Annotated in this window: 15 protein-coding genes; 11 read left to right on the top strand and 4 right to left on the bottom strand. The window is 68.9% G+C overall.

The annotated features are described in order from the left end of the window. Positions 1–11: 11 nt before the first annotated feature. Positions 12–1391 carry a nicotinate phosphoribosyltransferase gene (locus KUF83_RS17370; protein WP_374106087.1) on the bottom strand — a complete coding sequence of 460 codons (1380 nt, stop codon included), beginning with the start codon at positions 1389–1391 and terminating at the stop codon, positions 12–14. Between the two features lie 98 nt (positions 1392–1489). Between KUF83_RS17370 and clpS the strand changes: the two genes are divergently transcribed. The 7 genes from clpS (at position 1490) to KUF83_RS17340 (ending at position 6510) form a co-directional block, all read left to right on the top strand. Beyond that, on the top strand, positions 1490–1807 hold the full coding sequence (gene clpS / locus KUF83_RS17365; RefSeq protein ID WP_217455605.1) for an ATP-dependent Clp protease adapter ClpS: 318 nt from the start codon (positions 1490–1492) through the stop codon (positions 1805–1807). A gap of 100 nt (positions 1808–1907) precedes the next feature. Further along, positions 1908–2513 (top strand): DUF2017 domain-containing protein, encoded by a 606-nt coding sequence (locus KUF83_RS17360; RefSeq protein WP_217455604.1) that lies wholly within the window; start codon positions 1908–1910, stop codon positions 2511–2513. Positions 2514–2866: 353 nt separating this feature from the next. Next, positions 2867–4327 carry an amino acid permease gene (locus KUF83_RS17355; protein WP_217455603.1) on the top strand — a complete coding sequence of 487 codons (1461 nt, stop codon included), beginning with the start codon at positions 2867–2869 and terminating at the stop codon, positions 4325–4327. A 191-nt stretch (positions 4328–4518) separates the two neighbouring features. After that, positions 4519–4941 (top strand): Mov34/MPN/PAD-1 family protein, encoded by a 423-nt coding sequence (locus tag KUF83_RS17350; RefSeq protein WP_217455602.1) that lies wholly within the window; start codon positions 4519–4521, stop codon positions 4939–4941. 88 nt (positions 4942–5029) lie between these two features. Next, the gene (locus tag KUF83_RS42990; protein ID WP_313904860.1) at positions 5030–5131 is read left to right on the top strand and encodes a putative leader peptide; all 102 of its coding nucleotides are present in this window, start codon (positions 5030–5032) and stop codon (positions 5129–5131) included. Positions 5132–5255: 124 nt separating this feature from the next. Beyond that, positions 5256–5534 carry a MoaD/ThiS family protein gene (locus KUF83_RS17345; RefSeq protein ID WP_217455601.1) on the top strand — a complete coding sequence of 93 codons (279 nt, stop codon included), beginning with the start codon at positions 5256–5258 and terminating at the stop codon, positions 5532–5534. Between the two features lie 25 nt (positions 5535–5559). Beyond that, positions 5560–6510 carry a PLP-dependent cysteine synthase family protein gene (locus KUF83_RS17340; protein WP_217455600.1) on the top strand — a complete coding sequence of 317 codons (951 nt, stop codon included), beginning with the start codon at positions 5560–5562 and terminating at the stop codon, positions 6508–6510. 145 nt (positions 6511–6655) lie between these two features. Here KUF83_RS17340 and KUF83_RS17335 read toward each other — a convergent pair whose 3' ends face one another. Then, the gene (locus KUF83_RS17335; RefSeq protein WP_217455599.1) at positions 6656–7120 is read right to left on the bottom strand and encodes a type II toxin-antitoxin system PemK/MazF family toxin; all 465 of its coding nucleotides are present in this window, start codon (positions 7118–7120) and stop codon (positions 6656–6658) included. A 208-nt stretch (positions 7121–7328) separates the two neighbouring features. Here KUF83_RS17335 and KUF83_RS17330 point away from each other — a divergent pair, with 208 nt between their 5' ends. Continuing rightward, positions 7329–8081, top strand: a complete 753-nt coding sequence (locus tag KUF83_RS17330; RefSeq protein WP_217455598.1) for an MBL fold metallo-hydrolase — start codon at positions 7329–7331, stop codon at positions 8079–8081. 87 nt (positions 8082–8168) lie between these two features. Here the strand turns inward: KUF83_RS17330 and KUF83_RS17325 are convergent, their stop codons facing one another. Both KUF83_RS17325 and KUF83_RS17320 read right to left on the bottom strand, forming a co-directional pair. After that, positions 8169–9419 carry a PTS transporter subunit EIIC gene (locus KUF83_RS17325; RefSeq protein ID WP_217455597.1) on the bottom strand — a complete coding sequence of 417 codons (1251 nt, stop codon included), beginning with the start codon at positions 9417–9419 and terminating at the stop codon, positions 8169–8171. 279 nt (positions 9420–9698) lie between these two features. Then, positions 9699–10985 carry a PTS transporter subunit EIIC gene (locus KUF83_RS17320; protein ID WP_217455634.1) on the bottom strand — a complete coding sequence of 429 codons (1287 nt, stop codon included), beginning with the start codon at positions 10983–10985 and terminating at the stop codon, positions 9699–9701. Positions 10986–11190: 205 nt separating this feature from the next. On the opposite strand from KUF83_RS17320, the gene KUF83_RS17315 reads away from it, so the two are divergent. The 3 genes from KUF83_RS17315 (at position 11191) to KUF83_RS17305 (ending at position 12873) form a co-directional block, all read left to right on the top strand. Continuing rightward, positions 11191–11424, top strand: a complete 234-nt coding sequence (locus KUF83_RS17315; protein ID WP_217455596.1) for a glucose PTS transporter subunit EIIB — start codon at positions 11191–11193, stop codon at positions 11422–11424. A gap of 137 nt (positions 11425–11561) precedes the next feature. Further along, positions 11562–12299, top strand: coding sequence for a ribonuclease PH (gene rph / locus KUF83_RS17310; RefSeq protein ID WP_217455595.1), 738 nt, complete (start codon positions 11562–11564; stop codon positions 12297–12299). Positions 12300–12468: 169 nt separating this feature from the next. After that, positions 12469–12873: a hypothetical protein gene (locus KUF83_RS17305; RefSeq protein WP_217455594.1), complete on the top strand. Its 405-nt coding sequence runs from the start codon at positions 12469–12471 to the stop codon at positions 12871–12873. The last annotated feature ends 70 nt before the right edge of the window (positions 12874–12943 follow it).

Below are 12943 nucleotides of genomic sequence, written 5' to 3'. Positions count from 1 at the left end.
GCACACCCGTCTCACACGTACTCGGTCGGAATGACGGCTTCCCCCCGCGACAGCTGGGTCGCCGAGAGGGGCAGGTTGGCGCGGGCCGCCGCGTGCCGTTCGCGTACGACGTCCAGTGGCTCGTGGGCGACGACCTGGCCGCCCTTGACGAGCTCCACCAGGAGCTGACGGTCGCTGAGCTCGGCCGGGACCGCCCCCGTGCCGATCACCTCGGCCTCGGCGGTCCCGTACGCGTCCAGCCGCCGCGCGGCCCACTTGCGGCCGCCGACGGACGTCTTGCCGCCGGACGACTTCTTGGCCACCGGCACCAGCGGAGCCTTCGGGTCCGCCGACTCGGCCCGCGCGACGAGCTTGTAGACCATCGAAGCGGTCGGATGGCCGGATCCCGTCACCAGCTGGGTGCCCACGCCGTACGCGTCCACCGGCGCCGCGGCCAGCGAGGCGATGGCGTACTCGTCCAGGTCCGAGGTCACGATGATCCGTGCCTTCGTGGCGCCCAGGTCGTCCAGCTGCTGGCGCACCCGGTGCGCGACGAGCAGCAGGTCACCGGAGTCGATGCGGACGGCGCCGAGCTCGGGGCCCGCCACCTCGACGGCCAGCCGGACGGCCTCGGCGACGTCGTACGTGTCCACGAGCAGCGTGGTGCCCCGGCCCAGCGAGTCCACCTGGGCCCGGAAGGCGTCCCGCTCGGTGTCGTGCACGAGGGTGAAGGCGTGGGCGGACGTGCCGACCGTCGGAATGCCGTACCGGAAGCCCGCGGCCAGGTCCGAGGTGGTCGTGAAGCCACCGACGTACGCGGCCCGGGACGCCGCCACCGCGGCCAGCTCGTGGGTGCGCCGGGCGCCCATCTCGATCAGCGGGCGCCCTCCGGCGGCCGAGGCCATCCGGGAGGCGGCGGCGGCGATCGCCGAGTCGTGGTTGAGGATGGAGAGGATCACGGTCTCCAGGAGCACGCACTCCGCGAAGGAGCCCTCGACCCGCAGGATGGGTGAACCAGGGAAGTACACCTCGCCCTCCGGGTAGCCCCGGATGTCACCGCCGAAGCGGTACGAGGCCAGCCACTCCAGCGTCGGCTCGTCCACCACGCGGCGCTCGCTCAGGAAGCCGAGGACGTCCGGGTCGAAGCGGAAGTTCTCGACCGCGTCCAGCACCCGCCCGGTCCCCGCGACCACGCCGTACCTGCGGCCCTCGGGCAGTCTGCGCGTGAAAACCTCGAAGACCGAACGCCGGTCGGCGGTACCGCCCTTGAGGGCGGCCTGCAGCATGGTCAGCTCGTAGTGGTCCGTGAAGAGCGCTGTCGACGGCACGCCCACCCGTCGCGCACCACCGCCCTTCTGCGGAAGCGCTTCGCGCCTTTCTGTTTCTGGCAGCCCCAGGTCCGCAGTGTTCATGGCAGGAGATGCTACCCCCTATCTCGTCACTCTGACGATTTGTGGGGTCCCGTGATTTGCGGGGCTCGTTTGGCCGGGCACCCACCTGTGGTGGCAGCATGGGCCGTGTGACGGCTCCCGCACCCCTAGAGACCGAAAAGACCGAGTCGGCGGAGGAGGTATTCGCCGTACCCGAGCCCGACGTCCCGTGGGTGACCATCGTCCACAACGATCCGGTCAACCTCATGAGCTACGTGACCTACGTCTTCCAGTCGTACTTCGGCTACTCGAAGGACAAGGCCACCAAGTTGATGATGGACGTCCACCACAAGGGCCGGGCCGTTGTCTCCAGCGGCACCCGTGAGGAGATGGAGCGCGATGTGCAGGCCATGCACGGCTACGGTCTGTGGGCCACCCTCCAGCACGACCGGAAATGACCGGCCCCGACCCGGCGCGACCGGGGGCGACCCGGACCGATCCGGCACGACCGGCACCTGCCCGACACCCGCGCAGTACTGGAAGTAGCGACGCAACCTGATGCCAGGACACTTCGAACCGCTCCCCGGCGGCGGCGCGGCCGTCGCGCTCGACGAGGTCGAGATCTCCATCATCCGCTCCCTCGCCGTACAGCTCCTGGAGCTCATCGGACCGGGACCGGGCGAGGACGTCTCCGACGATCCGCTCGCCGAACTGTTCGCGGAGGGGCCGAGCGAGCCGCCCTCCGACCCCGTGCTCAAGCGCCTCTTCCCGGACGCGTACAGCGGGCCCGACGTCGAGGCCTCCTCGCCCGAGCAGGCCGAGGAGCAGCGCGCGTACTCCGCGGAGTTCCGCCGCTTCACCGAGAACGACCTGCGGGCCGGCAAGCGCGACAACGCCCTCGTGGTGATCCGCTCCCTGGACACCCTCGCCGCCGTGGGGGAGGGCGGGGCGGTCCTGAAGCTGACGCCCGAGGAGTCGAAGCAGTGGCTCAGCTCCCTCAACGACCTGCGTCTGGCGATCGGCTCGCGGCTGGACGTCGTCGACGAGGAGGACACGGACCTCCTCTACCGGCTGCCGGACGAGGACCCGCGCAAGCCGATGGTGATGGCGTATCTGTGGCTCGGCGGACTACAGGAAACGTTGGTTGAAACGTTGATGAAGTGACATGAAGCGTTCGCTCAGCGGACGCTCAAATCCGGATAACGATCACATCACCACCCGGGCCTGCTATGAGGGCCCGGGTGTTCTATGTCCGCTTCTTCCTGTGGCATGCGCTACAAGCACCTCGGGTGATCAATGCCGCGACCGTGATAGATCTTCACGACCGCCCGGCCAGGACACCACCCACGTCCTGCCGGGTGCGCCACCGAGCCGGCGACCGCCGGCCAGGCACGAGCGGCCCCGGGAAGGCCGCTCGGCGGGCTCACGGAGCCCGTTCAACTCCAGGAATCCGGGGGGATCGGAAACGGTCCGAAGCCGACGACGGCTCGGACCGGCATGGAGAAAGGCGCACGGACATGACCTCGGTGCAGGTCGGAAAGCACGACGACGAGCGCGGCGGCAACGGTGCCGCCGACAGCGACACCTCCGAAGAGGGCTACGAACGCGGGCTCGGCAGCCGTCAGGTCCAGATGATCGCGATCGGCGGCGCCATCGGCGTCGGCCTCTTCCTGGGCGCTGGGGCGAACATCGCCAAGGCCGGCCCCAGCCTCATCCTCATGTACGCCCTCGCGGGCGTCATCATCTTCTTCATCATGCGGGCCCTCGGCGAGCTGCTGCTCTACCGTCCGGTCTCGGGCTCCTTCGCGGAGTACTCCCGCGAGTTCCTCGGGCCCTTCTTCGGCTACTTCACCGGCTGGACCTACTGGCTGATGTGGGTCGTCACCGGCATGGCGGAACTCACCGCCGCCGCGATCTACGTCAACTACTGGTTCCCGCAGATCCCGCAGTGGGTCACGGCCCTGGTCTTCCTGCTCGTGCTCTTCACGGCGAACCTGATCTCCGTCAAGCTCTTCGGCGAGATCGAGTTCTGGTTCTCGATGGTCAAGGTCACCGCCCTCATCGGCATGATCGTGATCGGCCTGGGCGTCCTCACCTTCGGCTTCAGCTCCGCCGGTGACACCGCCGCCGTGTCGAACCTCTGGGCCTTCGACGGCTTCTTCCCCAAGGGCATCGGCTCGTCCCTCATGACCCTTCAGGGCGTCATGTTCGCCTACCTGGCCGTCGAACTCGTCGGCGTCACCGCCGGTGAGTCCGAGAACCCGGAGAAGACGCTCCCCAAGGCGATCAACACCCTGCCCTGGCGCATCGCCCTCTTCTACGTCGGCGCGCTCACGGTCATCCTCTGCGTCGTGAAGTGGACGGAGTTCGCGCCGGGCGTCAGCCCCTTCGTCGCCGCCTTCGCGAAGATCGGCATCCCCGCGGGCGCCGGCATCGTCAACTTCGTCGTCCTGACGGCGGCGCTCTCCTCCTGCAACTCCGGCATGTACTCCACCGGCCGCATGCTGCGCACCCTGGCGGACAACGGCGAGGCGCCGAGGATCTTCAACAAGCTGTCCGCCACCAGGACGCCCGCGTTCGGCATCACCGTCTCCATGCTCTTCATGGGCATCGGCGTGGTCCTGAACTACATCGTCCCGGAGAAGGCCTTCGGCTACGTCGTCTCGGTCGCCACGGCGGCAGGCATCTGGACCTGGCTCATGATCCTCGTCAGCCACATCCTGTACCGCCGCGCCGTCGACGCCGGACGTCTGCCCGCCTCGTCCTTCCCGGCGCCCGGCGGATCGAAGTTCAGCTGGGTCGCGGTCGCGTTCCTCCTCTTCGTCACCGGCCTCATCGCCTACGACGCCGACTCCCGCGTCTGCCTGTACGTGATGGCGGGCTGGGCCGCCGCACTGGGCATCGGCTGGGCCGTGCTGAAGTCACGGAACCCGGAGGTCACCGAACGCCGCGACCCGGAGTTCGAGAAAGTCGGCTGACCGGAGTTCGAAAAGGCCGGCTGACCGGATACCGACAAGCTCGGCTGACCGGAGTCCGGGAAGGCCGGCCGACCGCAGCCACCCGGACCGGTCCCGGTCCCACCATCGGCATGCAGGGCTCGTGGCCCACCATGTGGGCAGCCCCGTACCACCCTTCGGTACGGGGCTGCCGTCTGCTTATCCTGACCACCATGCTGACCATCACCCAGTCCCTCGTCGACCAGATCGTCGCGCACGCGCGCCGGGACCACCCCGACGAGGCGTGCGGCGTGATCGCGGGCCCGGAGGGCACCGGCCGCCCCGAGCGCTTCGTCCCCATGCTGAACGCGGCGATGTCACCCACGTTCTACGAGTTCGACTCGGGCGACCTGTTCAAGCTCTACCGCGAGATGGACGACCGCGACGAGGAGCCGGTGGTCGTCTACCACTCCCACACGTCGACCGAGGCCTACCCGTCCCGCACGGACATCTCCCTGGCGTCCGAGCCGAACGCGCACTACGTCCTCGTCTCGACCGCCGACACCGACGGGCTCGGCGACTTCCAGTTCCGCTCGTACCGCATCGTCGACGGCGAGGTCACGGAGGAGGAGGTCACGGTGGTGGAGGCCTACTGACCCGCGCGATCCCACATTTCGGTCAGAATTCATCCACCATCTGAGATCACATTCCAGGACCCGGGCCGGGAATCGATACGATGAGCCCATGGTTTCCCACGACGTGAGCGACAAGACGCCGGGCATGCTGCTCGTGGCGCGGCTGCACGTCGACCTGTGCAGGCTGCAGAGCGCCATCTGTACGCGCTGATTCCTGCCGCCGTACGGCCCTGAGCCACGGCTTCGCGGGGCCGCGACCGGCCCGCCCCTCGGCTTCTCCCGCGCTGCCGCGCGCACTCCAGACCTGACTCACCTTCCGACAGGAGCCCGCAACCATGGCCATCGAGGTCCGCATCCCCACCATCCTCCGCACCTACACCGACGGCCAGAAGGCCGTCGAGGGCGGCGGGGAGACCCTCGCCGAGCTCCTCGACGACCTCGAGAGCCGCCACACGGGCATCCAGGCCCGCATCGTGGACGGCGGCGAACTGCGCCGCTTCGTGAACGTGTACCTGAACGACGAGGACGTCCGCTTCCTCGACGGCATCAACACCAAGCTCACCGACGGCGACAGCGTCACCATCCTGCCGGCCGTGGCCGGCGGCATGGTCTGACCGGGCTGCCGGGCTCTGATCGCTGATGCGCTACGACTCCCCGCTGGCCGCGGTGGGCAACACCCCTCTGGTGCGCCTGCCGCGGCTCTCGCCGTCCGCCGACGTCCGCATCTGGGCGAAGCTCGAGGACCGCAACCCGACCGGCTCGGTCAAGGACCGCCCCGCGCTCCACATGATCGAACAGGCCGAGAAGGACGGCAGGCTCACACCCGGCTGCACGATCCTCGAACCGACGTCCGGCAACACCGGTATCTCGCTCGCCATGGCCGCCAAGCTCAAGGGCTACCGCATGGTGTGCGTCATGCCCGAGAACACCTCGCAGGAGCGGCGTGAGCTGCTCGCCATGTGGGGCGCCGAGATCATCCCCTCACCGGCGGCGGGCGGTTCCAACACGGCGGTACGCGTGGCGAAGGAGCTCGCCGCCGAACACCCCGACTGGGTGATGCTCTACCAGTACGGCAACCCCGACAACGCGGGCGCGCACTACGCCACGACAGGCCCGGAGATCCTGACCGACCTGCCCTCCGTCACCCACTTCGTCGCCGGGCTCGGCACCACCGGAACGCTGATGGGCGTGGGCCGGTACCTCCGCGAGCAGAAGCCGGACGTGAAGATCGTCGCCGCCGAGCCGCGCTACGACGACCTCGTCTACGGCCTCCGCAACCTCGACGAGGGCTTCGTCCCCGAGCTCTACGACGCCTCGGTGCTGACCACGCGCTTCTCGGTCGGCTCGGCCGACGCCGTCACCCGGACGCGGGAGCTCCTCCAGCAGGAGGGGATCTTCGCCGGGGTGTCCACCGGAGCCGCACTGCACGCGGCGATCGGCGTCGGGCGCAAGGCCGTCCAGGCAGGGGAGTCCGCCGACATCGTCTTCGTCGTGGCCGACGGCGGCTGGAAGTACCTCAGCACGGGCGTCTACACCGCCGCCACCACGGAAGAGGCCATCGAGACACTCCAGGGCCAGCTCTGGGCGTAGGGCATCACCCCGCCCCGCCCCGGAACGCCCGCTCCTCGAACGTCGGAGGGCTGCTCCCGGCCCGTCCGGCGATCGGCGTCCGGGGCCGCGCACGAGGCCGCTCGGACCGAGGGACGGCGCGGGCGGGCGCGAGGCGCCCGAAGCCCTACTTCGTCAGGTGCCGCACCCGGTCCCAGACCCCGGGGTCCAGCACCCCCACCCGCCGCCGGAACTCCCGCACCGGCAACCTCCGCAGCTCGTCGGTCTCCAGGAAGCTCGCACGCCCCCGGGCGTCACCCACGGCCCCCGCGGGAAGCGCGATGACCCCGCTCCGCCCGTCGTGGTGCTTCGTGGTGATCTTGGCGACCACGGCCCGGCGCCCCCGGACCGACAGGACGAGGCAGGGCCGGTCCTTCGCACCCGGCCCGTCCTCGAACGGCACATTCGCCCACCAGATCTCCGCCGGCTGCGGCCGGGGCGAGCGGTCGACCCCGTCGGCCCTCCCCGGTGGCCGCTGCGACGACCGCCCCCGCCTGCCGGGCGGCCGCCCGCGCCCCCACCCGTCGACCAGGGCCGCCACGCCCGCGAGCAGCACCACGGCCGCCAACGCGAGCCACCACCACGTGTCCATGCGTACGACGGTACCGGCGCGCCCCCGCCCACGCCCGTGTGCCCCCGGCCCTGCCGCCGGCCACCCCGCTGCCCCCGAACCGGTGACACCGCAGGTGAGTTCGCCCACAACAGCCCTCGACGGAGGAGCGACCCGCCCTTTTGCGCCTTACGCTCGACGGACCGCACGACCCCCGACTTCACTCCCCGCCAGCGGAGGTTTCTGCTTTATGAAGCTCACCGTCGTCGGCTGCTCGGGGTCGTTCCCGTCCGCGGAATCGGCCTGTTCGAGCTACCTCATCGAGGCCGACGGCTTCCGGCTGCTTCTCGACATGGGCAACGGTGCCCTTGGCGAGCTGCAGCGCCACTGCGGTCTCTACGACCTTGACGCGATCTTCCTCAGCCATCTGCACGCCGACCACTGCATCGACATGTGCGCGTACTTCGTCGCGCGCTACTACCGCCACGACGGCGGTCGCTGCGATCCGATTCCGGTGTACGGACCCGAGGGCACCGAGCAGCGACTGACCACCGCGTACGCGGACACCCCCTCCGCCTCCTCCATGAGCGAGGTCTTCGACTTCCACACCGTCAAGCCGGGCTCCTTCGAGATCGGCCCCTTCTCGGTGCACACCGAGAAGGTCAGCCATCCCGTGGAGGCGTACGGCATCCGCGTGGAGCACGGCGGGCGGTCGCTCACGTACTCCGGGGACACGGGCGTGTGCGACACGCTCGACGAACTGGCCCGGGACACGGATCTGTTCCTCTGCGAGGCCGCGTTCACCCACGGCAAGGAGAGCATCCCGGACCTCCACCTCAACGGCCGCGAGGCCGGCGAGACCGCGACCCGCGCCGGCGCCCGCCGCCTCGTACTCACCCACATCCCGCCGTGGACGGACCCCCAGGCCAACCTGGTGGACGCCCGCGAGGTGTTCGGGGGACCGGTGGAACTGGCGACGCCGCGGGCCACGTACGAGATCTGAGCGCGCTCGCGCCGATCCGCGCGCACGCGTACGAAAGGCCCCCGGAACCCAATGGGTCCGGGGGCCTTTCGTACGTGGTGCGAGAGCTCACGCCTTGGTGAGGTCCTCGACCTCCTCGTCGGGCTCACGGCCCGGGGTGGCGAGGTTGAACCTGATGATCGCGAAGCGGAAGGTCACGTAGTAGACCGCCGCGAAGACCAGGCCGATCGGGATGATCATCCAGGGCTTGGTGGCGAGGTTCCAGTTCAGGAAGTAGTCGATGGCACCGGCGGAGAAGCTGAAGCCGTGGTGCACGCCCAGCGCCCAGGTGATGGCCATCGAGAGGGCGGTCAGCACCGCGTGGATCACGTACAGGACCGGCGCGATGAACATGAACGCGAACTCGATCGGCTCGGTGATGCCGGTGACGAACGACGTCAGCGCGAGGGAGACCATCATGCCGCCCACGGCCTTGCGGCGCTCGGGGCGGGCGCAGTGCGTGATCGCGAGGGCGGCGGCCGGCAGCGCGAACATCATGATGGGGAAGAAGCCCGTCATGAACTGGCCGGCGGTCGGGTCGCCGTGGAAGAAGCGGGGCAGGTCACCGTGCCAGACGGTGCCCGCGGAGTCCTTGAAGGAACCGATCTCCTGCCAGGCGACGGTGTTCACGAACTGGTGCATGCCGACGGGAAGCAGCGCGCGGTTGATCGCGCCGAAGATGCCCGCGCCGACCGCGCCGAGGCCGGTCATCCACTCGCCGAAGTTGGTGATGACGTCACCGACGGGCTCCCAGACCAGGCCGAAGAAGACGCCGACCGCGGTGCCGATGAAGGCCATCAGGATCGGGACGAGACGGCGGCCGTTGAAGAAGCCGAGCCAGTCGGGCAGCTTGGTGCGGTGGAACCGCTGCCAGGTGACGGCGGCTATCAGGCCCATCACGATGCCGCCGAGGACCTTGGGGTCGTTGTAGGTCGCGGCGACGTCCGCGCCCTTCTGGACCTTGGCCTCGGTGATCGGGAACGCGGTGAGCACGTTCTTGTAGACGAGGAATCCGACGAGCGCCGCGAGGGCGGTGGAGCCGTCGGACTTCTTGGCGAAGCCGATGGCGATGCCGACGCAGAACAGCAGCGGGAGGTTGGCGAAGACCGCGTCACCGGCCGTGGCGAACACGGAGGCGACCTTGTCCCAGCCGAGCCCGTCGGGGCCGAACACGTCGGGCTGGCCGAGACGGAGCAGGATGCCGGCGGCCGGCAGCACGGCGATGGGGAGCTGCAGGCTGCGGCCGACCTTCTGCAGGCCCTGGAGCAGGCCGGAGCCCCACTTCTTCGTGGGGGCCGCCGGAGCTGTGGCGGTGGTCATTGTTCCTCCATGTGCTGCGTGCCGCCGGAGGCGGAGAGGGAGAGAAAGAGGAGTGCACGAGGGATGGACGCATCCACGTGGTCTACACCACTCAGTGGTGTAGACCTGTTGTAGCACGGTGAAGGCGAGATAAGGAACCCGCCAATTTTGTGGCCTGGACCATAGGGGAACGAGCCGCCACACAACCGGATGAAAGCGTCCAGAAGCCACAGCGAAGGGCCCCCGGACCAGTGGTCCGGGGGCCCTTCGCCAAGCACCGTCGGAAAGCTCTCCCGACCGCTAGGCCTTCGTCACGTCCTCGACCTCGTCGTCCGGCTCCCGTCCCGGCGTCGGCAGGTCGAACTTCGTGATCGCGAAACGGAACACCACGTAGTAGACCGCCGCGAAACACAGACCGATCGGGATGATCGCCCAAGGTCTCGTCGCCAGGTTCCAGTTGATGACGTAGTCGATCAGCCCCGCCGAGAAACTGAAGCCGTCATGCACGCCCAGACCCCACGTCACCGCCATGGACACACCGGTGAGCACCGCGTGCACCGCGTACAGCAACGGCGCGATGAACACGAACGAGTACTCGATCGGCTCCGTGATGCCCGTGACGAACGACGTCAACGCGATCGACAGCATCAGGCCACCGATCTCCTTGCGGCGATGCGGCTTCGCACAGTGCGCCATCGCCAGGCACGCCGCCGGCAGCGCGAACATCATGATGGGGAAGAAGCCGGACGTGAACTGCCCCGCATCCGGGTCGCCCGCCAGGAACATGTTGATGTCACCGTGCACGACCGTGCCGTCCGGCTTCGTGTAACTGCCGAACTGGAACCACATCGGCACGTTCAGGAACTGATGCAGCCCGATCACCAGCAGCGCACGGTTCGCGACACCGAAGACCCCCGCGCCCCACGCACCCAGACTGACCAGCCAGTCACTGAAATCCTCCAGGCCCCGGCCGATCGGCGGCCACACCCACAGACACAGCGCGGCGAACGCGATCGCCACGAACGCCATGATGATCGGCACCAGCCGGCGGCCGTTGAAGAAACCGAGCCAGTCCACGAGCCTCGTACGGTGGTAACGCTGCCAGAAGTAAGCGGCCATCAGGCCCATCAGGATGCCGCCGAAGACACCCGGATTCTGGTAGGTGAAGACCACCACCGAGCCGTCGTCCGCCTGGCAGCCGGCGGCCACCACCTTCGCCTGATCCGCACAGTCCTCGGGGAACTGCCGCAACACGTTGTAGTAGACGAGGAACCCCGCCACTGCCGCCAGCGCCGTCGAACCGTCGGCCTTCTTCGCCATCCCGATGGCCACACCGACACAGAACAGCAGCGGAAGCCCCAGCGAACCGTCCAGCAGCGCGCTGCCCGCCCCCGCCATCACCTTCGAGACGTTCGTCCAGCCCAGACCGTCGGCCCCGAACACGTCCGGCTGCCCCAGGCGATTCAGGATGCCCGCCGCCGGCAGCACGGCGATGGGCAGTTGAAGGCTGCGCCCCATCTTCTGCAGACCCTGGAAAAGGTCACCCCAACGGGAGCGCGTGGGCGCGGCCGCACTGTCGGCACTCATGCGTGTCCTCCTGCGTCCCTCGGCGCCGGCCCGGACCCCGCGGAACGAAGCCAAGTTTGGCGGCCGTTGAAAACTGGTGTAGACCAGTCGGCGAACGGTTGTGCTGCCGTGACCGCCATCATTCGGCAGAGGCGACACGACCGCTCGCGAAGATGGGCCAACTGTGGGTTACTGCGACAAAGCGGTTCGGATCAGGGAGTAGGACATGGCCAGCAAGGCTGAGAAGATCGTCGCCGGGCTCGGCGGCATCGACAACATCGAAGAAGTCGAAGGCTGCATCACCCGACTGCGCACCGAGGTCATCGACCCCAGCAAGGTCGACGAAGCCGCCCTGAAAGCCGCAGGCGCCCACGGCGTCGTCAAGATGGGCACGGCGATCCAGGTCGTCATCGGCACCGATGCCGACCCCGTCGCCGCGGACATCGAAGACATGATGTGACCCCTCCGACACCGCACCACTGAAGACCAGCACCACTGAAGACCAGCACGACGACGAGAACACCGAGACCCACCCCGGAGGGGCCGCTTCCCGCACCAGGGACGGCCCCTCACCCGTGAACGACTAGGCTCCTCGCCATGTCTCGCATCGACGGCCGCGCGCCCGAACAGCTCCGCCCCACCACCATCGAACGCGGCTGGAGCAAGCACGCCGAAGGCTCCGTCCTCGTCTCCTTCGGCGACACGAAGGTCTTCTGCACCGCCTCCGTCACCGAAGGCGTCCCGCGCTGGCGCAAGGGCAGCGGCGAAGGCTGGGTCACCGCCGAGTACTCCATGCTCCCCCGCGCCACCAACACCCGCGGCGACCGCGAATCCGTCCGCGGCAAGATCGGCGGCCGCACCCACGAGATCAGCCGCCTCATCGGCCGCTCCCTGCGCGCGGTCATCGACTACAAAGCACTCGGCGAGAACACCATCGTCCTCGACTGCGACGTCCTCCAGGCCGACGGAGGCACCCGCACCGCCGCCATCACCGGCGCCTACGTCGCCCTCGCCGACGCCATCTCCTGGGCCCAGGGCCGCAAACTCATCAAGGCCGGCCGGCAGCCCCTGACCGGAACGGTCAGCGCCGTCTCCGTCGGCATCGTCGGCGGCATCCCCCTCCTCGACCTCTGCTACGAGGAGGACGTGCGCGCCGACACCGACATGAACGTCGTCTGCACCGGCGACGGCCGCTTCGTCGAGATCCAGGGCACCGCCGAGGCCGAGCCCTTCGCCCGCGACGAGCTCAACTCCCTCCTCGACCTTGCCGTATCGGGCTGCACAGAACTCGCTGTCGCCCAGCGCACGGCACTTGATACGGTCCTCGAAAGGTAAAGGACGCACCAAGACGGCCGTGGGCCGCAGGCAACCACGACACCCACCGTCGCGTCCCTACATGTACGGGCGTACGGCTCACCGCCGTGCGCCCGGCAGCACCACAACGGGGGCCCTGAGGCCTGCGAAACGGGGCCCTTGTGGGCCTGAACAACGGGAGGACCGTTCCATGGCCGCCAGCCGCCGCCGACCACGCCGCATCACCATCGTCGCCGCAGCCGTGGCTGCCGTCGCACTCACAGCCGGACTGACCACCGGCTGCGACGCCGTCAACAAGGCACTCGACTGCGTCCAGACCGCCGACACGATCGCCGACAGCGTCACGGACCTCCAGCAGGCCGTCGAGAACGCGGCGAACGACCCGACGCAGGCGGGCGAGGCCCTCGACTCGATCGACAAGAACCTCGACACCATCGGTGACAAGACCGACGACACCGACATCAACAAGGCCGTCGACGACCTCCAGGCAGCGGTCACCAACGTCCGCGACTCCATCAAGAGCGGCGACCAGACCCCCGACATCAGCCCCGTGACGGACGCCGCGGGCGAACTGACCAAGGTCTGCACGCCGTAGCGACGACGACCGGCCCCGCGGGCGGCGACGACCACGGGCGGCACGCCCCGGCGACACCGCCCACCTGGCT

Origin of the sequence: Streptomyces sp. BV286 (assembly GCF_019090165.1) — a bacterium.
Taxonomy (GTDB): Bacteria; Actinomycetota; Actinomycetes; order Streptomycetales; family Streptomycetaceae; genus Streptomyces.
This window is presented reverse-complemented; position numbering and strand designations above follow the sequence as displayed.